Origin of the sequence: Marinomonas sp. PE14-40 (genome assembly GCF_051623805.1) — a bacterium.
Taxonomy (GTDB): Bacteria; Pseudomonadota; Gammaproteobacteria; order Pseudomonadales; family Marinomonadaceae; genus Marinomonas.
The window spans coordinates 2766988-2786899 of the sequence record NZ_CP130700.1 but is presented as its reverse complement, the minus strand read 5'-3'; the positions used below and the strand labels follow the sequence as shown (position 1 = coordinate 2786899).

The 19912-nt window shown below is 41.8% G+C and carries 27 protein-coding genes; 25 read left to right on the top strand and 2 right to left on the bottom strand.

From position 1 onward, the window contains the following. The first annotated feature begins 22 nt into the window (after positions 1–22). The 21 genes from Q0A08_RS12950 to Q0A08_RS12850 all read left to right on the top strand — a co-directional run bounded on the left by Q0A08_RS12950 (position 23) and on the right by Q0A08_RS12850 (position 15178). A complete protein-coding gene (locus Q0A08_RS12950) occupies positions 23–1060 on the top strand; it encodes a phage major capsid protein, P2 family (protein ID WP_438461963.1) in 1038 nt (345 codons plus the stop codon). Between the two features lie 80 nt (positions 1061–1140). Further along, positions 1141–2028, top strand: coding sequence for a phage terminase small subunit (gene gpM, locus Q0A08_RS12945; protein ID WP_438461962.1), 888 nt, complete (start codon positions 1141–1143; stop codon positions 2026–2028). 108 nt (positions 2029–2136) lie between these two features. Then, the gene (locus Q0A08_RS12940) at positions 2137–2637 is read left to right on the top strand and encodes a head completion/stabilization protein (RefSeq protein ID WP_438461961.1); all 501 of its coding nucleotides are present in this window, start codon (positions 2137–2139) and stop codon (positions 2635–2637) included. Next, a complete protein-coding gene (locus Q0A08_RS12935) occupies positions 2634–3083 on the top strand; it encodes a phage tail protein (protein WP_438461960.1) in 450 nt (149 codons plus the stop codon). Before Q0A08_RS12940 ends, Q0A08_RS12935 begins: the two co-directional genes overlap by 4 nt. Further along, entirely contained in the window at positions 3073–3750 is a 678-nt protein-coding gene (locus tag Q0A08_RS12930) for a phage virion morphogenesis protein (RefSeq protein ID WP_438461959.1), read from the top strand. Before Q0A08_RS12935 ends, Q0A08_RS12930 begins: the two co-directional genes overlap by 11 nt. A gap of 1 nt (position 3751) precedes the next feature. Continuing rightward, positions 3752–4858, top strand: a complete 1107-nt coding sequence (locus tag Q0A08_RS12925; RefSeq protein WP_438461958.1) for a DUF2586 domain-containing protein — start codon at positions 3752–3754, stop codon at positions 4856–4858. A gap of 1 nt (position 4859) precedes the next feature. Next, positions 4860–5309 (top strand): phage protein, encoded by a 450-nt coding sequence (locus Q0A08_RS12920; RefSeq protein ID WP_438461957.1) that lies wholly within the window; start codon positions 4860–4862, stop codon positions 5307–5309. Between the two features lie 2 nt (positions 5310–5311). Beyond that, positions 5312–5713 carry an N-acetylmuramoyl-L-alanine amidase gene (locus Q0A08_RS12915; protein WP_438461956.1) on the top strand — a complete coding sequence of 134 codons (402 nt, stop codon included), beginning with the start codon at positions 5312–5314 and terminating at the stop codon, positions 5711–5713. Beyond that, entirely contained in the window at positions 5713–6144 is a 432-nt protein-coding gene (locus Q0A08_RS12910) for a hypothetical protein (protein WP_438461955.1), read from the top strand. The genes Q0A08_RS12915 and Q0A08_RS12910 overlap by 1 nt, the downstream gene beginning before the upstream one ends. 9 nt (positions 6145–6153) lie before the next feature. Next, the gene (locus Q0A08_RS12905) at positions 6154–6336 is read left to right on the top strand and encodes a phage holin (RefSeq protein ID WP_438461954.1); all 183 of its coding nucleotides are present in this window, start codon (positions 6154–6156) and stop codon (positions 6334–6336) included. A gap of 2 nt (positions 6337–6338) precedes the next feature. Then, complete coding sequence (locus Q0A08_RS12900; RefSeq protein WP_438461953.1) at positions 6339–6665, top strand: putative phage tail assembly chaperone; 327 nt, start codon at positions 6339–6341, stop codon at positions 6663–6665. Next, positions 6635–6805: a DUF6890 family protein gene (locus Q0A08_RS12895; protein ID WP_438467633.1), complete on the top strand. Its 171-nt coding sequence runs from the start codon at positions 6635–6637 to the stop codon at positions 6803–6805. Before Q0A08_RS12900 ends, Q0A08_RS12895 begins: the two co-directional genes overlap by 31 nt. Position 6806: 1 nt before the next feature. Beyond that, the gene (locus Q0A08_RS12890) at positions 6807–8954 is read left to right on the top strand and encodes a phage tail tape measure protein (RefSeq protein ID WP_438461952.1); all 2148 of its coding nucleotides are present in this window, start codon (positions 6807–6809) and stop codon (positions 8952–8954) included. Next, the gene (locus Q0A08_RS12885; protein WP_438461951.1) at positions 8954–9265 is read left to right on the top strand and encodes a DUF2590 family protein; all 312 of its coding nucleotides are present in this window, start codon (positions 8954–8956) and stop codon (positions 9263–9265) included. Before Q0A08_RS12890 ends, Q0A08_RS12885 begins: the two co-directional genes overlap by 1 nt. Then, the gene (locus Q0A08_RS12880; protein ID WP_438461950.1) at positions 9262–10422 is read left to right on the top strand and encodes a baseplate J/gp47 family protein; all 1161 of its coding nucleotides are present in this window, start codon (positions 9262–9264) and stop codon (positions 10420–10422) included. Before Q0A08_RS12885 ends, Q0A08_RS12880 begins: the two co-directional genes overlap by 4 nt. Then, positions 10419–11033 (top strand): phage tail protein, encoded by a 615-nt coding sequence (locus Q0A08_RS12875; protein WP_438461949.1) that lies wholly within the window; start codon positions 10419–10421, stop codon positions 11031–11033. Before Q0A08_RS12880 ends, Q0A08_RS12875 begins: the two co-directional genes overlap by 4 nt. 24 nt (positions 11034–11057) lie before the next feature. Continuing rightward, positions 11058–12740, top strand: a complete 1683-nt coding sequence (locus Q0A08_RS12870) for a phage tail-collar fiber domain-containing protein (RefSeq protein WP_438461948.1) — start codon at positions 11058–11060, stop codon at positions 12738–12740. 12 nt (positions 12741–12752) lie between these two features. Then, positions 12753–13223 carry a hypothetical protein gene (locus Q0A08_RS12865; protein WP_438461947.1) on the top strand — a complete coding sequence of 157 codons (471 nt, stop codon included), beginning with the start codon at positions 12753–12755 and terminating at the stop codon, positions 13221–13223. Further along, positions 13220–13777 (top strand): hypothetical protein, encoded by a 558-nt coding sequence (locus tag Q0A08_RS12860; protein ID WP_438461946.1) that lies wholly within the window; start codon positions 13220–13222, stop codon positions 13775–13777. The genes Q0A08_RS12865 and Q0A08_RS12860 overlap by 4 nt, the downstream gene beginning before the upstream one ends. Beyond that, a complete protein-coding gene (locus Q0A08_RS12855; RefSeq protein WP_438461945.1) occupies positions 13767–14453 on the top strand; it encodes a hypothetical protein in 687 nt (228 codons plus the stop codon). Before Q0A08_RS12860 ends, Q0A08_RS12855 begins: the two co-directional genes overlap by 11 nt. After that, positions 14438–15178 (top strand): hypothetical protein, encoded by a 741-nt coding sequence (locus tag Q0A08_RS12850; RefSeq protein ID WP_438461944.1) that lies wholly within the window; start codon positions 14438–14440, stop codon positions 15176–15178. Before Q0A08_RS12855 ends, Q0A08_RS12850 begins: the two co-directional genes overlap by 16 nt. A gap of 284 nt (positions 15179–15462) precedes the next feature. On the opposite strand, the gene Q0A08_RS12845 is transcribed toward Q0A08_RS12850, so the two are convergent. Further along, entirely contained in the window at positions 15463–15669 is a 207-nt protein-coding gene (locus Q0A08_RS12845; protein WP_438461943.1) for a hypothetical protein, read from the bottom strand. A gap of 236 nt (positions 15670–15905) precedes the next feature. Here Q0A08_RS12845 and Q0A08_RS12840 point away from each other — a divergent pair, with 236 nt between their 5' ends. The 4 genes from Q0A08_RS12840 (at position 15906) to Q0A08_RS12825 (ending at position 18995) form a co-directional block, all read left to right on the top strand. Further along, entirely contained in the window at positions 15906–16199 is a 294-nt protein-coding gene (locus tag Q0A08_RS12840; protein WP_438461942.1) for a helix-turn-helix domain-containing protein, read from the top strand. 156 nt (positions 16200–16355) lie between these two features. After that, a complete protein-coding gene (locus Q0A08_RS12835) occupies positions 16356–17942 on the top strand; it encodes a peptide chain release factor 3 (protein WP_438461941.1) in 1587 nt (528 codons plus the stop codon). A 62-nt stretch (positions 17943–18004) separates the two neighbouring features. After that, positions 18005–18349, top strand: coding sequence for an iron-sulfur cluster insertion protein ErpA (gene erpA / locus Q0A08_RS12830; RefSeq protein ID WP_438461940.1), 345 nt, complete (start codon positions 18005–18007; stop codon positions 18347–18349). 94 nt (positions 18350–18443) lie between these two features. After that, positions 18444–18995 (top strand): helix-turn-helix domain-containing protein, encoded by a 552-nt coding sequence (locus Q0A08_RS12825; RefSeq protein WP_438461939.1) that lies wholly within the window; start codon positions 18444–18446, stop codon positions 18993–18995. 53 nt (positions 18996–19048) lie between these two features. Here the strand turns inward: Q0A08_RS12825 and Q0A08_RS12820 are convergent, their stop codons facing one another. Beyond that, entirely contained in the window at positions 19049–19822 is a 774-nt protein-coding gene (locus Q0A08_RS12820) for a hypothetical protein (RefSeq protein WP_438461938.1), read from the bottom strand. Positions 19823–19912 lie beyond the last annotated feature (90 nt).

Here is a 19912-nt window from a genome sequence, read left to right as displayed (position 1 = left end):
AATTTATTAAAAGGTATTAAAAATGGGTAAGTCATCATTATCTTCAAAAGGTAAAGAGAATTTAAATAATTACATTAGCCGTGTTTATGAATCGGTTGGTGAAGAAGTCGGTGAAGAATTCGCCGTTGAGCCTTCTATTGTTCAACGCTTGTATGAAAAACAAGTTGAAAGCGGTTCTTGGTTTTTGGGCATGATTAACGTGCAGTTAGTTGCTTCTATCAAGGGTGAAAAGATCGGGCTAAGTGTGCCAGGTCTTGTTACTTCTCGAACTGAAATTACCGATACCAGCGAAAGAACGCCTAAAAGCATTCGTGGTGAAGATAAAAGAGGCTATGAATGCCAATTTACTGAATCTGATATTTATCTACCTTATAGCCTGATTGATACATGGCGACATCATGGACCAGAAAAGTATGCGGAAATTTACGCCAGTGCTTACCGTAAAGCGTTAACTAATGACCGTGTTCGTATTGGCTTACACGGTGTCTCTATTGCTAAAACCACTGACCGAGAAGCTAACCCGAATGGTGAAGACGTAAACAAAGGTTGGTTGCAAAAATTACGTGAAGAAGCGCCAGAGCAGATTGATGAAGATGCTTTAACGTTTGGCCATGCGTCGGCTAATTTCCGTAATTTAGATATGTTGGTCGAAGCAGTTAAACAGATGATTCCTAGCCACTTTAGGGAAGACTCTGAGCTGGTTGTTTTAATGTCGTCTGATTTGATGGGGTCTCAGAACCTTAAAAATTATGAATCTAATGGCGATGAAGCCACTAACAAAGTCTTGATGAATGACAACCGCGTGACTGGCATTTTTGCTGGCCTGCCTGCTTATATTCCACCATTTATGCCAGATGGTGTGATTATCGTTACTTACGTTAAGAACCTTTCAATTTATCTGCAAGAAGATACGGCGCGCCGCCATATTGAAAACAACCCTAAGAAAAACCGTGTTGAAGATTACAACTCTGAAAACGTGGATTACGTGATTGAAGAAACTGAGGCTATTGCTGCTGTTACCAATGTTTCTTTGTATGTAGAGCCAGAACCAGAAGCCTAAGTAGGTTTAACAAGTGGTATTTAACTTGGGTTAAGTGCCACTAATTAAGCTCACTATTAATTACCTTAAATGGAAGTTAGATGAATATTTTAAAGCGCCGCCAATTAGAGAAACAGAACCGAGATAAAGCGATTAGACAAGCTGCTAAAAACATAGGTGCTGTGGCTAATGGGCTTTCTAAACCTGTTTCTAAGCTTCGTCAAAATCTCGAAAAAAAGCAGGTTAAGGCACAAGCTAAACCCGCTATTAAAGATGCTGATCAGCTTGATGAATTAGGTAATGAGTTGGCATCTGTTCAAGGTGATATTGGCCACTTAGAAAACCGCGTTGATGAGCATGAAGACGATATTCAAGCGCTTAAATCTCAGTTTGATGATGTTGAAAGCTCTGGTAACCCAGACCTAGAAACCCATAAAGCGATTGTCGAAGCCTGCATTAAAGAAATGAGCAGCATTGAAGATATTGAAGACCGCTTACCGTTCAAGGCCGAAGCGTGTAAACGCCTTGAGGCCTTTGTTAATGGCTATTTTCAAAGTGGCGCTAAGTACCCAAATAGCGTGGCTGTTTGGTTCATGATTTGGCTGTTTGATTTAGGTGATATTGCTAAAGCGGTGCCGCTAGCTCTGCATTTGGCCGCTCAAAAAGTTCATAAAATGCCAAGCCGTTTTAGTGGCGATATTGAGTGTTTTATCTGTGATCAGGTTTATGACTGGGCCTCAGCTCAGTTAGAAACTCATAAATCTGCAGGGCCTTATTTAGACGATGTTGTAAAAGCTTCTGAGGCTGCTAAATGGAAACTGCCTGCATTGGTTGAGGGCAAGATGTATGTCATGCGGGGTAAGCATTTAGAAGTATTAGCAGAAGATAAAGCGGCCCTTGCTGACTTTGAAAAAGCCATGACTATCAACAGTCGCGCAGGGGTGAAAAAGAAAATTGAAAAGCTTAAAACCAAGCTAGCTATTGAGTAAAAAGAATCCGCCAGCCGGTCACAGACAATAGCTGAGGCGTAGTGATTTATCGCAATGACCACACGCTAATTGTTCTGTGTTTATTTGAAGATATCAGGAGAAATGACAGTGAGTTTAAACGGAATTTCTAACCCAGTTGAGACGACTACTAGCGTGATTAATCCAAACGCTTTTTTTCCTGATATCGAATTACAGGTGTTTATTGATATTTACCGCCTACCTAATGAATACAAAGAGCCTACTTTGGCGCATGTGCTTAAAAATGCCATGCACCAGGTGAATGACAAAATTTATGATTTTGTCTTGATACTACAAAGCGCCATTGTGGCGGAAACCTTAGACGCTTTTAACGCTGGCTTGGTTGATGTGTATAAAGCGGCGGTTATGCACAGCGCTAGGGATGGCTTGCTTAAGTATTTTGAAACGGCTAATCGACAAAAAGCCGCAGATATTCAAGCGGAAAGAGCAGAAGCAGTTAAGACACCATGGATAGATGAAGCCAATACTTTTATTGATGCAATCACTAAAGAAATGCTGGCCACTGCAAAAGAATATGAAGTGGTTGCAGAAGGGCGTTATGCAGGTGGTTTTAGAGTGGCGGCGATATGAAAAAGCTAGGATTTTTACGCACCTTTTTGGAACTTCAAAAATATAAAAAGTTTGATGCTTGGGTGGAGAATATCGAACTTAAAAGTCGGGGTTCGAATGAAGGTAATAAGGTGCTTTTACACACCATGGAATACAGAGCTGTTTTTTCGATTGAGGGTTACGCCTATCAAAAATACCCAATTGAGCTTTTTAATGCGCGTTTGCTCACTTGGTTGGCTGATAACGATGATAGGCAAGATTTAGAGGATAGCTCACCTAATATCACCATTGATCTTTTAGACAATGAAACAGCGGATATTGAGTTAACCCTGCAATTTGAAGAAGACGTTTACATAACTGAAAGCGAAGGTGGCCCCATTGAATATGCGGGGCGAACTTGGACATTAGAAGAGCCTGAACATGATGTGGCTGAGTCGTTTGAATTGATTGTGGCGAATGGCGATTGATAGCGGTGTTCGTGCAAGTTGGGCGGGTGAAAGCGCTTTAGTTGCAGAGCTTAAATTGATGATGCTTCCCCCTGAAAGGCGCAAACGGGCCTTGGGTCAAATGGGGCGAGAAGTTAAGAAACAGGCAAGGAAAAACGTTAAGACTCAGCGCAGTGTACGCGGTGAAGGATTTAAGGAAAGAAAGAAGCAAAGAACGCGAAATGGCGAGATGTTAAGTGGCTTTGTGAAAGGGGCCAATATTCGCCAAAGGACAAAGGGAAACTCTGTTTCTATCGGCTTTAAAAACACCGTCATGGGGAAAATGGCCAGAGCACACCAAGAAGGTCAATCCATGACAATGCGTGCCAAGCCTATGAGTAAGCAGCTTAAGGAAAAGTGGCACGGTGAAGAAGCGTCCATGGCTCAAGCGGATGCAATGATAAGGCTAGGTTTTAAGAGAAAAACGAGTAGCGGAATAGAGAAGCCTGTAAGCCGTATTTGGATTGTTGAGAACTACACCAAATGGCGTGCATTAGGGATTCTTTACACCTTGAACAATAAGCGACAAGGAAAGAAGTCTTGGCAAGTCGAATTGCCTGCTCGTGAGTTCTTTCCTAATGATTCGCAATGGGTAAAAGCAATGGCATTTGATGTCGTTAAAACAGAATTAGCAAAAGGCAGGAAATAACATGGCTTTAGGTAGTGTAAGCGTCAACAAAGAAGATAACAGCAATGGTGATTTTACCTCACCTGAATGCCAGTTTTTGTTTATTGGCTATGCGGGTAAAAACCACGGTGCAGTTTTATACATTGACCAAACGACTGATTTAGATGACGCGCTGGGTGTGAATGCTAGCAAGATGAAAACCTGTATTGAAGCGGCTAAAGCGAACGCGGGTACCAATTGGACAGCGGTTGTTATGCCTCGTGGTTCTGCTGGTGAATGGAAAACTGCCTTTGATATTGCCATGGCACAAAACATTGTTTGTGAAGCGGTGGTGGTAACCGATGAGGTAACCGCTCAAACCGATTTAGATGATTTTGCCACGGCCATTGCGACAACAGAAAACGAGTTTGGCCGTTCATTGTTTTTTATGGCGGCCAATGCAGCCCCGAGTGCTGAAAGTTGGGGTGATTTCATTGCTGAGTTTGAAACTCTACAAAACGGTGTAGCCAGTGACGGCATTCTATTTGTACCAGAAGTGTTTTCAGGCTGGATGGGTACTGTATGTGGTCGTTTATGTGATGAAAGCGTGTCTATTGCGGATACACCTATGCGCACTCAAACAGGTGCCATTGTTGGGCTTTCTACTCTGCCAAATGATAAAGACGGTGTGCCTTTTAATATGAGCCACGCCAAAGCGCTAAATGATGCCCGTGGAACCGTGCCCCAAGTTTACCCAGATTATGACGGTATTTATTGCAGTGACGGCATGACCTTAGCCCCCGAAGCCAGTGATTACAGTGTGATTGAAAACCTGCGAGTGGTGAACAAGGTTAAGCGCCAAGTGCGCATTCTCGCCATTAAAAAAGTGGGTAATCGTGAACTAAACAGTACGCCTATTTCTATTAGTGCTCATGAAACTTATTTCATGCGTCCAATGATTGATATGAGCAAAAGCCTTACCTCTAACGGCATTTTTAAACCAAGTGAAGTAAAGCCGCCCTTGGATGGTGATGTAACAATCAATTGGACAAGTAAAACGAATGTAAAAATCGCTTTGCTTGTTCGCCCTTATAACTGCCCTAAAGCGATTCAAGCTTATATTGGCCTTAACCTGAATGACGGGGTATAGCATGCAACATATTTCAGGCGCAGATATCAATATTTCAATTGGTACTCAAATTATCAGCGTTAAGCAATACACGCTAAACATTGAAGACGGCATTAAACCAACGACCACACGTGGCGTGCCTGATGGTTTTGTACGTGGTGCGGTGTCGGCAAGTGGTGAGCTCACTTTAGATACGGATAGCTATAGCAAGTTGATAGATGCAGCCAAAGCCGCTGGCTCTTGGCAACAGCTTGGTGTGTTTGATATTTCCGGCTTGGGTAAAACCTTAGATCAAGAATTTAAAACCAAGGCGTATGGCTGCAAATTACGACTAAGTAAAGTGCTTGATGCAGGTTCAGACGGCGGGGACAAACTAGAACACACCATTGCTTATGACGTTACAGATAAGCGCTTTGTAGAAATTAACGGTGTGCCTTATCTAGACCAAAGCTTTGTAAGCACGGTGGTGTAGTTATGAAGATTACTAAGATTGTTGTGCATTGTTCGGATACACCGAATGGGCGCGAAACCAGCGCCGAAGATATCCACCGTTGGCACAGTGAACAGGGGTGGGACGGTATCGGTTACCACCATGTGGTGAAGCTGGATGGTGAAATTGAAGCGGGCCGTCCTATGTATTGGCAAGGTGCCCACGCTGACCCATTTAATAAAAACTCTATTGGTATTTGTTTGGTGGGCCGTGATGAATTTAACGCTGATCAGATGCGAGCGTTAGAAGGGTTGGTTTTGTCTTATAAAGCAGAATATCCAGACGCTCAAGTGCTTGGACATTGTGATCTTAACCCCGCTAAAACCTGCCCTAATTTTGATGTGAAAGCGTGGTGGGCTGGGGTGAAGAATAGGAGTTTAGATTGATGGCTATTGTAACGGCATTAACGTCATTAACGTCATTTTTTGGCGCTTTAGTTAAACCTGTTGCCAAGGTTTATCAGGCCAAGCAAGAACGAAAACAAGCGGCTGAAACGGGGAATGCCAAGCTTAAATTGGCTGATAAACAAGGTGAGAATGAATTGAAGCTTAAGACCTCTGAATGGGAAGCCATGGCAAAACATAATGAGGCGGGTTCTTGGAAAGATGAGTATGTGACCGTCATTATCACCTCGCCTTTTGTGCTTTTGTTTTTTGCCGCCATAGTGAGTGGTTTTACTGGTGATATGCGTTATTTGGATGCGGTTAATTTGGGCTTAGAAAGTCTAAAGAATCTTGGTGTTGAACTGGGTGAATTATTAACCATTGTGGTGCTGGCGGCTGTCAGCATCAAGGGAATAGGAATGATCAGAAGGTAGGGATTAAGCATGGAAAAATCCACGGTTGTTACTGCCTATGGTGCGTCTTTTACGGCTACTTTCATGGGCTATTCAATCAACGAATGGGTGGCAATCGGTGGGTTGGTTATCGGTCTGGCTACTTTTTTAACAAATTTATGGTTTAAACGTGAGCATTTAAAACTGGCTCAAAAACAAGCGCAAGGGGAATGAACATGGCACAGCTAATTGAAATCACCATAGGTGATACGGATTTTGAATTTAATGTCACAGACAAAGCTTACAACAAGTTTGTGGATTCTATGGCCAAAGGGCAAACCGTTTTACCTGCTTATAACTTGCTTTCATCCACGGTAAAAAGTGAACAGCACGGCGCTTTAAAAAGCTTGATGGTCAATGATGATTCACAACCTAAAGCCAAATTGGTGATGGATGTAATGGGAATCTTAACCGACGAATTTAGCAGTGATTTACCCGCTGTTGTAAAGCTGCGCAGGCGTTCAGCGAATACATCGAAAGAAACAGCTTCGAGCAACTCTTAACGCTAAGACGCCGTTGGCTCCCTCATGATGACGATGAGCCAGAAAACCTAGGCCGTGCCCTCTGGTTAGAAGGGCGCGACCTAGAAAGAAATACCGCCGCCATTGCTAATGGTATTGCTAAAGCCTTTTCAGGGAAATGATATGAAGTCACTTGAAAAATTGATGTTAACTGTTGGTTTATTAGACCGCATTACTGGGCCGCTTAAGGGCATCCAGAAAACAGTTGATCAAGTGACTAGGCATAGCCGAAAAGCATTTATGAATACGGCGGCGGGTGTTACCGCGCTAATTGCTGCTAGTACCACTTTTGCCAGCACCATCAACCCAGCTAATGATATGAATATGGCACTGGGTGAGGTGCGTTCATTAGGTGGAGTAGCTGAAAAAACCTTATCCTCACTTAATCAAGCAGGCCTTAAATACTCTATTCAGTTTGGGGAAAACGCTCAAGGCTATGTGCGTTCTGCCTATGATATTCAAAGCGCCATTGATGGTTTAGCGGGTAATGATTTACCGCGCTTTACTACTGCGGGTGGCATCTTAGCCAAAGCGACTATAGCGAACGTTTCAGATATTACTTCTTATTTTGGCTCTATGTATGGGCTATTTAAAAACCAAGCTAAAGAAATGGGTAAAGGCACTTGGGTTGAAATGCTCGCTGGTCAGACTGCAACGGCGGTACAAATGTTTAAAACCACTGGGCCTGCCATGGCTGAAGCGTTTAAATCATTAGGTGCTGTTGATGATAGGTTTGGTGTTGGAATTAGTGAACAAATGGCTGTTTTGGGCAATCTTCAATCCGTGTATGAAGGTTCAGAGGCAGGAACGAAATACAGTGCTTTTCTTCAAGGTTTAGAGGGAGCTCAAGAAAAATTAGGCCTTAAATTTACTGATCAGAGTGGGGCGCTTTTACCTGTAGTTGAAATACTTGAAAAAATCAAAAAACAAACTGGTGGAATTACTGATTCCTTAGAGTTTCAGGGGGCTTTAAAAAGTGCTTTTGGCTCAGATGAAGCCGTTGATTTTGTTACTTTCATGTCAAAAGATATTAATAAATTAAATGGTGATATAGCCAATCTATCTAAGCAAAAAGGCATGGAAAAAGCCATTTGGATGGCTGAACAAATGCAAGACCCTTGGGCGCGTTTAGCCTCTGGAATAAAAGCGGTTTCAATTGCTGTTTGGCAAAAAGCGTTACCCGCTATTAACCCTTTTATTGATGCTATGACGCAAGTGAGTTTGGTGTTAGTTGAATGGTCTGATAAGTACCCGCACTTAACCAAAGCCATTGGCTTAGGTATCACTTTTATAATGGGATTTATTGCAATTTCTGGCGCATTTTTGGCTGTGCTTGGCATGTTTAAGTTTGCGTCCATTGGCTTGACGATAGCGTTAAAAATGACGGGCTTAGGCTTCATTGCTACCAAAGCTAAAGCGCTTTTGTTTGCAGGTGGAATAAAAATAGCGAGAACGGCTATGTGGGCCTTTGTTTTAAATGGCCCTGCCATTGCTGCTTTTTTCGCGACCATGAAAGCCAGTTTCTTAACTACCTTGCCTGCTGTCTGGGCTTTTACCTCTGCATTACTGGCTAATCCGATAACTTGGATTGTGGTTGGAATTGCTGCGCTTATTGCTGCTTTGGTTGCAGTGGTTGTCTATTGGGATGAGGTGACAGAGGCAATTAACCGTTTTACTGATTATGTGTTTGAAGGCTTAGCGGCTGGATGGAACTGGATTAAGAATCTGTTTGCTGAAAACGCATGGCTTAAGCTCGCATTCTGGCCAATCTTTTTAGCGATTGAATTTGTTGAAAGTTTGGTGGCTTCTTTTGATTTGATCTCGCAATGGTGGGGTGACTTTAGTGTTTGGTTTGCTGGCTTAACCTTGTTTCCAAACTTCAATATCAGTACAGACCTTTTCGAACCTTTAAAAGCGTGGTGGATGGATTTTAAAAACTGGCTAAGTGAATTAGACCCGTTTGCTTTTTTGGGTGATTCAGTCGATTGGATGAAAGACAAACTTAGCTGGATACCAGGTATTGAGTTAGACAGCACTACCGAAGTGAAACAGAAGGTAGAAAGCGAGCAAACAAACATGAATGGCTTGGTAACTTTGCCGGGCAATGAATCCACAAAAGCAGAGAATGAAGGTGGCTTGTTCCAGACAATTAGTAACCTTTTTGGTGGTTCATCTAAGAGCACTCATATAGAAAAGATTGAAGTAAATAACTCTGGCCAGCCAATGCGCGGTGATGAACTGGCCCACGAAATGGAGATGCAGGTGGGCTAATGGATATGATCGATTTACGCATTGAAAATGATGATTTGGTTTTAAATTCGAATGGTGAGCCTGAATTAGTCTATGGCGTTGATTGTATTGCGCAAGACTTAGTGCACATGATCCGCGAAAAAGGCTATGGCTTCGCGCTGATAGGTGAACGTAACCAAGTAAATATTAATACTGTTTGCTTAGGTATCGAAATTGAAATGGAAAATGACTCTCGCATTTACCCAGGTACTGCAAATGCGGAATTAATTGGTGGTGATCTGATTTGTACAGCACGTACCCTTGATAACGAAAGTATTAAGGTGACCTTATGAGTGACTTTGAAAAAGTACTGACTGATTCGGGTGTGCCGACTACTGAGGAAACAATCACAGCAGAGTTTAAAACCGCGTTGCAAGAATCGGGCTCTACTATTTCGAATGATTCTATTTACAGCCCTTTTTGGCGTTTGATCAGTGCGCTAATTACTAAGCCTGTGCTTTGGTTGATTAATGAGCTTTTAATTAAACAAGTGATGCCTCAGTTTTATTTAAAAACGGTAGGTGAAGGATTAATTGAATGGTGGGGTGATAACCGCGATTGTGTGCGTAAACAGGCACAAACTTTAAAAGGAAATGTTTTATTTTCGCGCCTTGATACGAGTAATGCATTACTCATTCCGGCGGGTACTAAGGTTTATACCGAGTCGATTAATAACACGGTTTATAATCTATTTACGCTTGAAGATAGCACGCTGGCAAGTGGTGAAGGTGCTTTGTTGATTAAGGCAAAAGCTGAGATGAACGGGGAAGCTTATAACTTAGAATCTGGTTATTTTAACAAGTGTGATATTGAAGGTGTCGCCGTTGTTAACCCTGAAAACTGGATAAGTGTTTTGGGGGCAGATTTAGAAGATATTGAAGATTATCGCCTGCGTATCAGGAATATGATTCATAGGCTAAGCCACTTTCACACGGATGGTGTTTATAAGTCGTTAATTAGTGAATTTGGTGGTGTGCAAGAAGACGCGGTGTGGTTTGAGCATAATGCGCCACGGGGTGCGGGTACCGCCAATGCTTATATTTTATTTGATTTAGATGCACCGGCTAACAGCTACCTAGAAACTATAAATCGCCGCATTTCTGATGAAGGTTACCATGGCCACGGGGATGATTTGTTAGTGTTGGCCATGCCTGAAACCTTCCATTCAATCAGCGTGAAAACCTATTTACCCATTAGTTTGTTAGACGTTGAGATTGATGAAATTCATCAAGGTGTAGAGGGCATGATAAGGGCGGCGTTTCGTGAGAATAAAGCTTATGCCAATGTGACTTTAACCTTACCTCAAAGCCGCTTTTCTTTCTCAAAACTAGCCCGTGAAATTTACGCAGAATTCCCAGAATTAGAGGACTTGGTTTTTTCACTTGATGGCATTGAGTCTGGGTTAACAATTCCAAGAATTAATACTTTAACTGTGGAGCGTGGCGAATGAGTGAGAAGTATTCGTTACCCGTTTGGATTAAGGGCGGGGCTCAGGTTCAGGCCTTAAAAACAAGCATTGAAACTATGTGGGCTAAGGTCGAAGGCTGGCTAAAAATTCCACTAGATCAAATGGACGCGACCACTTGCCACCCTTATGTGTTGGGGTTGATTGCTTATCAAAGAGATGTGACCCGCTTTGAAAATGAAAGTGAAAGTATTTATCGAAAGCGGGTAGATGTAGCCCATAAAAATTTAATTGATGCAGGCAGTAAACAAGGTTTTGAGCGTATTTTTGAGCGCTTAGGGATTGGTTATTTAGAGCTTGATGAAAGGTTAGACAGTGTTGAATGGGATGTGATTTCGCTCAAGGTGTCTGACTCTCAAATCTCAACTAATACAAAGCTTCTGGATAACATCATTAGGCAGTATGGACGCACTTGCAGGCGATATGAATTAACCGTTTTAACCCCTGTTTCTATTGGGGTGGCTGTTAGTGAAGTTGGCCATGTTTGGGCGCTGGATGTGGCGAGAGAGGTTATCTCGCCTTGGCAGGCTGATATCAATATTAATAGCAATGAAAGTGGGCATGTTTGGGCATTGGATGTGGCCAGCGTTAGTTAATCAATTTAATTGAGAGAAGAAATTATGGCATTTATTACCATAGAGGGTGAGAACCAGATTGCTAAAAAACAGGGTGAGAATAGCACGCTGAATATTACCAAATTTGTGTTGGCTTATATCGATGGATTAGCAGGTGAGCCATCTACCCGCATTGAGTCTGTGCCCACTGCTGAATACGTGGTTGATCAGTTGGACATTACTAAAGCTGGTTATGTGAATACGAATCAAGTGGTTTACTCATTAGTGATGGGGGCTAACCTTGGTGATTATGATTTTAATTGGGTTGGCTTGGTTGATGATGAGGGTGTGCTGATTGCGACTTCTTATATTCCAACGATTCCAAAACGTAAAAATAATGGGCCTGTGGCAGGCAATACCTTAACCCGTAATTTTTTACTCGCTTATACGGGAATACAGCAAACAAGCGCTATTACAGTACCTGCTGAAACGTGGCAGTTAGATTTTACAGATAGATTATTTGGTATTGATGAGCGAGCGCGGAAAGCGAATTTAGATATTTATGGTAATCAGGCTTTTTTAGATGATGGCTTCAAGGTTTCTGGCGCTGCGGGTACTTATGGTGTGGCGGCGGGTGTTGGTTATGTGGGCGGTGTTCGTATTGAAAACACAGTGTCTCAAGAACTAACAACAAGCATTTTTCCGAATGAAATCTGGCTTAATGTGAGTTTACAAGGTGACATTTCAGACTTTAGTGCTGTTAATGAATTTGTTATTGATGTTGGGCCATTTGCTGATTATATCGATGCTAATAATGTGACTCATTATCTAGCTAAAATCGCTGATATTGACGCTGGCGGAAATATTACTGATACAAGGCCAATTGGCTTTAAAGAAGACATTAAGCAATATATTGATAAAAGAGTTAATTCAAAAAATATTCTAGAAAGTTCAGGTTCTGAAAATGACTTAGTACTGACAAGTAAAGAGGGGGTTAGCCTCATTTATGAGCTAAGAGATCATTACGAATTTTCGTTTATTGTTTCTGCTACAAATACCGCCCCTGTGACCCTTAAAATTGATGATTTAAGTGCAATATCAATTGTCAATATCTCGTCTGGCAATCAACTGATTAAGAGCGCATTAGCAACGGTTATGTACATAGATAAGGCGTTCTATTTAATCAGACAGATAAACCCCAAAACGGGCAGCTCTGTTTTAGATATTGCCAAGCTTTATACCGATACCGTTGATATTTTGCGCCCAGGTGAATATGCATTAGACGGCGCGGCTTTGAGTCGTGCGGCTCACCCTATTGCGTTTGCAATCGTCAGCGCGTCAAGCAACTACATAGACCAAGCCACGAAAGACGCTAGCCCAATTGAATATGGTGGTTTTTATGGTGATGGTGATGGTTCAACCACCTTCACCTTACCCATAGTAGGGGGCGAATTTATCCGTATGTTTGATGATGGGCGGGGTATTGATAATGGGCGGGGATTCGGTAGTTATCAAGAGGATGCTATTCGAAATCTTGAGGGCGTTATTAATGCAAATTATGCTGTTTTCAACGAAGGGCTGAGCGGTGTTTTTAAAGAAGCGGGGCTTGATAATGATTTCTCTATAACTACGTCAGGTACTGCTTTGACGTCAAATGGTAGGGTTAACTTTGATGCTTCACTAGTAGTACCCACTGCCGATGAAAACAGGCCACGAAGCATTGCATACTACGGCAAAACACGACTTTAAATGGAGTTTTAAATGAAATTATATGCATTTAAATTAGGCACTGAATATCAAGTTTTCACAAGAGAAGTTGAAGCAAAAAAGGACTCTGTTTCTAATAAATATATGATTCCCGCTTTTGCCACTGATGTTGAATTGATTGAAGAAAAAGAAGGCTTTCAGCGTTACTTCAAAAATGGTAGTTGGCATTATGTAGAAGATAATGTTGGTGTTGAATATTTTGATAGTGAAGGCAAATATCACAAGCTTGAAAGACTTGGTGAAGTATTGCCAGAGTGGGCATTAAGTGAAAAGCCCATAGCGCCACCTTTGACACAAGAGCAGTTAAAAGAGAGTTTAATCAATCAGCGAAAATCTGCTTATGCTATTGAATCAGATCCTTTGTACATGGAGTGGCAATTCGATCAAACTGCGGAATCTGAACAAGCATGGCGTGACAAGGTAACGGAAATTAAAGCTCGTTACCCTTTAACAGATGAATCATGATTGTTCTTGCCTTAGATAAAACCAAAATCACGGGGTACGGCTTAAAAGTAACTTGTGAACTAGCTTTGCCGGATGAGGATTTATCCGGCCAAAGTTCGTCCTCTGCTACGGCTGAAAAAGGCTTTAAGCCTAAACGTTTGCGTGTCTCATTGAATATCAAATATGAAGATGCAGCGGTGCTTTCTGACATCGTTTTATTAAGTACGGCAACACATGAAACTAAGGGTACGCGCAAGGTTTACAACATTGAGAACCAAACGGCTAAAGCCTTTTCTGTTCGCCAAGTTCGCTTTACTGAGCGAGTATCCGCGCAAGAATTAGATGATTCTCAAGCATGGTCTGTGTCATTTGTGTTGGTTGAACATCTATCAATCCCTGAAAAAGTAGAAGCCATGGCTATTGAAACAAATGAACCCACTGTGGCACCTGCTGATAATAAAGTGGTGTCTGATGTGGCGGTTAGTAATGATGAGCCAATGAGCTGGTTAGAAAATACCGTGGCTTATTTAGACTCTGCACTGAGTAACGAGGATACGGCCTCAGATGAAATATGAATTTATTCTTAAGGTTAATGGTGAACGGGTTAACCTAGTTAAACATGATATAGCGTTAGATGCTTCGGCAAGTGGTCGGGCATCGTTTTTAGTGCAATCAGATAAGCCCTTATCGGGTACTGTCTTCTTCTCATTCTCAATCAATAATGGCCAACAACATGGCCATTTTTTTGGCTACATAGAGCGCTCAACTCCTGCAAGTAATAACTCTCAAACACTCTTTTGTCGTGAAAAATCCAATGTATTAGAAATGCGCGTGCCCGTGGCTTTGCGTAATAAAACACTGAAAGACCTATTAACCGAAGTAAAAGCCATTACGGGCTGTGGTTTTACGTTGCCTCAGACTGCTTATGCTTCAAAACTTGTGCCTTATTTTTTTAATACGGGTTCAGGGCTTCATCTAGTTAGGTCTATTGCTCAAGTATTTGGGATTGATGATTTTACATGGCAACAAAGGCGGGACGGCCTAATTTATGTGGGGGCATGGTCTGATGGTCATTGGCCTGATTCACCCGTTGATATTCCGGCGGCAACATTAGATAAGCAACTGTCCACACAAACCGCAGAGCTAATGGCATTGCCCGGATTAAGGCCGAGTTATGTATTAAATGGAAAGCGCCTTTATAGCGTGCGATTAATTGAAAATAAAATGGTGGTCTCATGGAAAAAGCCGTAACTAGGGTATTAATACGTAAATATCCAGAATTGCAAAGTGGGTGGCATTTGCCCATGTGGGCCAAGGTAACGGATATTCTCACACCCTTAGCTGCTGAGACCGTTACAGAAGAAACGCCTGTTTACTCTGTGTCTGTACAGTTACTTAAGGCAAACGGTGAAGAAGATAAAGACGTGCCTATTTTAGAAGATGTGTTGTTGCCTGTGCCTGCGGGTGGGGTACAGCGTGGCTTTTGGTCAAAGCCAAGCATTGGCACTATCGTTGAAATCGCGTTTGCTTATGGGTCACCTGCTAACCCGTTTATTCGTTCTATCCTGCCGCACGGTTTAAAACTGCCTAACATGGCTGAAACTGATCAGCGGTGGCAGCAATCAGAGCAAGCCTACATTCAAGTTAACAAGGATGATGAGTGGGAAAGTAAAGGCAAGAACAGCACCTTAACCATAGAAGAAAACCTGACAGAACAGATTGGTAAAGTAAGAGAAATCATTGCCACTAAGCATCATGTGGGTGACGACTCAACTAACATTTATAGCCTGTTACATGACCTCATGAATACGGTTTCAGACCTTGCAAAAGTTGCAGGAACTCATAACCATTCATATTCATGGAGTGACCCAGGTGGAGCGGGTACAACGTCACCACCCTTGCAAACTTCTAGCTATACCCAAAAAGGCGCGGAGGCCACAGAACAAGCGGCCCAGCTCCAACCACTGATTAAATAAACTAAGACTAAACCAACAAAGAAAGGGCGCTTAATGCGCCCTTTCTTGTGTCTGCCTGTCTGTGTCTCTCCCTGTCTCTAGGCTAGTAAAAGCACTCCTCCCCACGCCTGCACGCTTTACACATTTTTTATTTACTGCAACTTTAAAAGTGCAATTTAAAAGCCCTAGACCCCGTATGACGGGCGTTTCTAGTAAAAATGAAATTGCAGTGAATTGAAATAAATTGCAATTCTAGCGCGTTCTCAGAGCGTCTAAAAAACGCTGAATCTCTTTAAAGTTGCGTTCTAAGCAAGTTTTAACTCTTTTGGAACCTCTAAAAGTTGGCTTAGTCGTTCTAGAGTGTCAGTTAGTGCCCATAAGGCGTTATCCATAATGACTGGGCTAAGTTTTGTGTAGGCTTGATCTGTAAAAATAAGAAGGGCAATGGCTTGTGCTTGGTTTGCGTGTTTGCTGGCTTCGTCTTGAAAGTTTTCAAAATCCATGGCTTGCATAGGTTAACTCCTTGTTTAAATTCCATTGGCTGTGTTCACAAGAATTTTTTACATTATGAAAGGTGGTGTAATAAATGTAATAAGAGAAGGTCTACACGGTTTAATGAAATGTCTATCTGTTTACATTCAAAAGTGGATAGACACCTGACCACCTTAAAAAGTTACAATTCACCCACGGTGAAAAAGTGAGCAGATTGTATTTTTAATTTTAGTGATATTAATTGGTAAAGGTGCAAATGATCTTCGCAAAAAAACTGAGCGAAGCAAGGAAAGCCAAGAGTATGACTAGGAAAGAGCTTGCAGATAAAGTAATGCGTTCACAAAGTGCTATTAAGTCGTGGGAGCTTGGGCGACACGTTCCGCCTGAAAACATACAAAGAAAAATTGAACAAATTTTAGAGTTACCATTTGGTGCTTTATCAACTAATTATGATCAAGGTGCGAGTGATATCATGCTAAGGCTTAATCAGGCGGTAAACACGCTTGAAGGTATGGAGAAAAAAAGGTGCTTGTCTTGCTTGAGTCCTTAATTGATATATTGGAAGAGTAATTTAATTTTTTATTTGTCAGTGTCCTTTTGTTGCTCATTTTTTGATAGAATCCCCGCCATTAAATAATCAAATTTTCATACTGTTTGTACAAATATCTTTGTGTACAAATGTGTGTACAAATATTAGTAGAGAACAATGGCTAACCAAGAATTCCTCAATGAAATCAGTAAGCGAAGGACGTTTGCGATTATTTCCCACCCCGATGCAGGTAAAACCACCATTACTGAAAAGCTATTGTTGTTGGGTCAATTGATTCAAACAGCAGGTAGTGTGAAAGGCCGTAAGGGCGATAAACACGCAACCTCAGACTGGATGACAATGGAGCAGCAGCGTGGTATTTCCATTACCTCATCTGTGATGCAGTTCCCTTATCGTGATCGCATGGTTAATCTTTTGGATACACCTGGGCACGAAGACTTCTCGGAAGATACTTATCGTACTCTAACGGCGGTTGACTCAGTATTGATGGTGATTGACGGTGCGAAAGGTGTCGAGGATCGTACCATTAAGCTGATGGAAGTATGTCGTTTGCGAGATACACCTATTCTTACCTTTATCAACAAAATGGACCGAGATATTCGTGATCCGATTGAATTGTTGGATGAAGTGGAGGAAGTGTTAAAAATTAAGGCAGCACCTGTTACTTGGCCAATTGGTATGAGTACCTTCTTTAAAGGGGTTTATAACCTTTACACAGATACGATTCATGTTTATGAAGGCGGTCGTGGTCATAAATTAACGGATGATGTACAAATTCAAGGTATCGAGTCTGACGAAGCTAAAGCGCATCTAGGTGACTTGTATGATGACTTCTTAGAGGAGATTGAATTGGTTCGTGGTGCTAGCCATGAATTTGATCATGATGAATACCTAGCTGGTCGTATCACTCCTGTTTTCTTTGGTACTGCCTTGTCTAACTTCGGTGTGCGTGAAATGTTGGATGGCTTTGTAAAATGGGCGCCAGCGCCTAGCCATCGTGCGGCTAAAACGCGTGATGTCGATGCCCGTGAAGAGAAGTTCTCAGGATTTGTTTTTAAAATCCAAGCCAATATGGACCCGAAACACAGAGACCGTGTTGCTTTTATGCGTATCTGTTCTGGTACTTATAATCGCGGCATGAAGATGAAGCACTGCCGTTTAGGGAAAGATGTTAAGGTGACGGATGCGGTATCTTTCACTGCAGGCGATAGGGAAGGGGTGGAAGAAGCTTTCTCTGGCGACATTATTGGTTTACATAACCATGGTACGATTCAGATAGGTGATACCTTTACTTCGGGTGAAGAGCTTAAGTTTACTGGTATTCCTCACTTTGCGCCTGAACTGTTTCGTCGAGTGCGTTTGAAAGATCCTCTCAAGATGAAAGCCTTGCAAAAAGGTTTGCAGCAGTTATCAGAAGAAGGCTCAACCCAATTGTTTATGCCACAAATTAACAATGACTTAATTGTGGGTGCGGTAGGTCAACTTCAATATGAAGTGGTCGCTTATCGTTTGAAAGACGAGTATAAAGTTGAATGTATCTATGAGCCTGTTAATGTGGCGACTGCACGTTGGGTTGATAGTGAAGATGAGAAAAAGTTTGAAGAGTTCAAGCGTAAAAACGCCGCTAACTTGGCCATTGATGGTGGCGGGCATTTAACATATATTGCTCCTACAAGAGTTAACCTTATGATGGCCGAAGAAAAATGGCCAGAAGTGCGCTTTAGATCGACACGTGAACATTAATTGAAGTGATTGGTCTGTTTAATATGCATTCAGGCTGATCGAATTGCTTCACTGGAGTAGTAATGACAGTACAATCTGTAGAACCATTTGAGTTTACTCTCGCTGCGGCGGCGAAGCTTAAAAACCTAATTGAAGAAGAAGAGAATAATCGTTTGATGTTACGTGTTTATGTGACAGGCGGTGGTTGCTCTGGGTTTCAGTATGGTTTTACCTTTGATGAAGAGTTTCAAGAAGATGATACTACCGTTGAACGTGAAGGCGTTAAAATGGTGGTAGATCCTCTGAGCTTTCAATACCTTGTTGGTTCTGAAGTGGACTATCAAGAAGGGCTTGAAGGGTCTCGCTTCACGGTGAAAAATCCAAATGCTAGCTCAACTTGTGGTTGTGGTTCATCTTTTAGTATTTAACCTAACAGACCTTAATCACAATTTTTAAAAAAGCCGTATTTAATGACGGCTTTTTTTGTTTTTAAACTCAGGTGAAAATGTTTAGGGTGAGAAAATGAATGTTGGTGAAAGGCTCTATCAACTAAGAAAGACTAAAAAGATATCTCAGCGTGAACTTGCTAAGCGGGCGGGTATGACTAATAGTGCTATTTCTATGATAGAGACGAATAAAGTGAGCCCAAGTATTAGCTCGCTAGAGAAAATTCTAGCTGCGCTAGCTGTGCCTTTATCTGGTTTTTTTGATACTTCTCAATCGGATGAGCTGGATTATCAAGTGGTTTATAAAGAAAAAGACTTACTTGATGTGACAGTTGGTGAGGTTAATAGTCAACTTGTAGGAAAGTACTTTATAAAAGAGCGTTCAATGGGGGCAACTGTACAGCGCTATCTTGCTGGCGCAGTGACTAATATCGAAGGAAGCGCTAAGTTAGGTGAAAAAACAGGTTACTTAATAAAAGGAAGACTGATTTTAGAAATAAAAGGGAAAAAATATTTTCTTGAAGCTGGAGATAGCTTTTATTTCGAGTCTCATTTGCCTCATAAAATTACTAATCAGACCCATATTGAAGCATTAATGTTCTGTGCTACAACTTCTGGAGAAGATTAGCTTCATTGTTTTAGCTCTTAATGCCTCCCTTTATCATTAAAAGCGGGTGTGATTTAGGCTTTAATATTAGCGATATAGATTGCTCCCAGATTTGGTTCGCCTAATAAGATGATTTTGAGTATGTTGTCATTACAGCGCCAGACTCTTAATCCGCTAAAAAAATGATTTTCAGGGAAATCTTTGAATTTTGTTTTATCACGCATATTGGACAAAATAGGGAGTGTTTGACTCTCGTCCCCATCTTGATCAAGAAAATAATGATTGTCCGTATTAACGCTCTCTAAAAAACGTCCATTATAAGGACTGGGGATAACTTCAAGCTGGATCGGCTCTATCTCTGGCAAAGGCCAGTGGTTTGCTGCTTGGGTGAACCTTGCCACTCTTAGCTCTAAATAAAATTCAAACTGCCTTCCTGCAGTGCTGGTAACTGGCATGACAAATTTATAGTTTAGGATATCCGTCGGACAAGGCTTTACCCCAAGGCCATAATGATTCTTGTGGCGCGGTACTGTATTGGGTGGCTGCTGTAAGGCAAGGTGCCATTTGTTGCGACCGAGATCTAACTCATCAAGAGAGTAAATAGGTACGAGGGTTTTATTAAGATGTTGGATTGCCGCTTGTAGTAAGCTAGCTTCAATACTCATGTTGGCATCAAGTTTGGTGTAGGCCTCACTTGTGATATTAACTTCGACAGCATGGTTCGCCGCATCGCTTAAAAAAACGCTATCAACATCTGGTTTGATGGCGTGTTGGTTTGAGCGGGCTCTAATTTTAACCTTGTCATTTGCTTTTGCATGCATTTTTTCAAGGGCTTGAATAAATATCACGACATTAATCCTAATAAAAGCTAATGGGTAATATGGTTATCGGCACTTGTTGGTTGAAGTTTAATCAGGTGTGTTTTTTTGAGGGTAAGA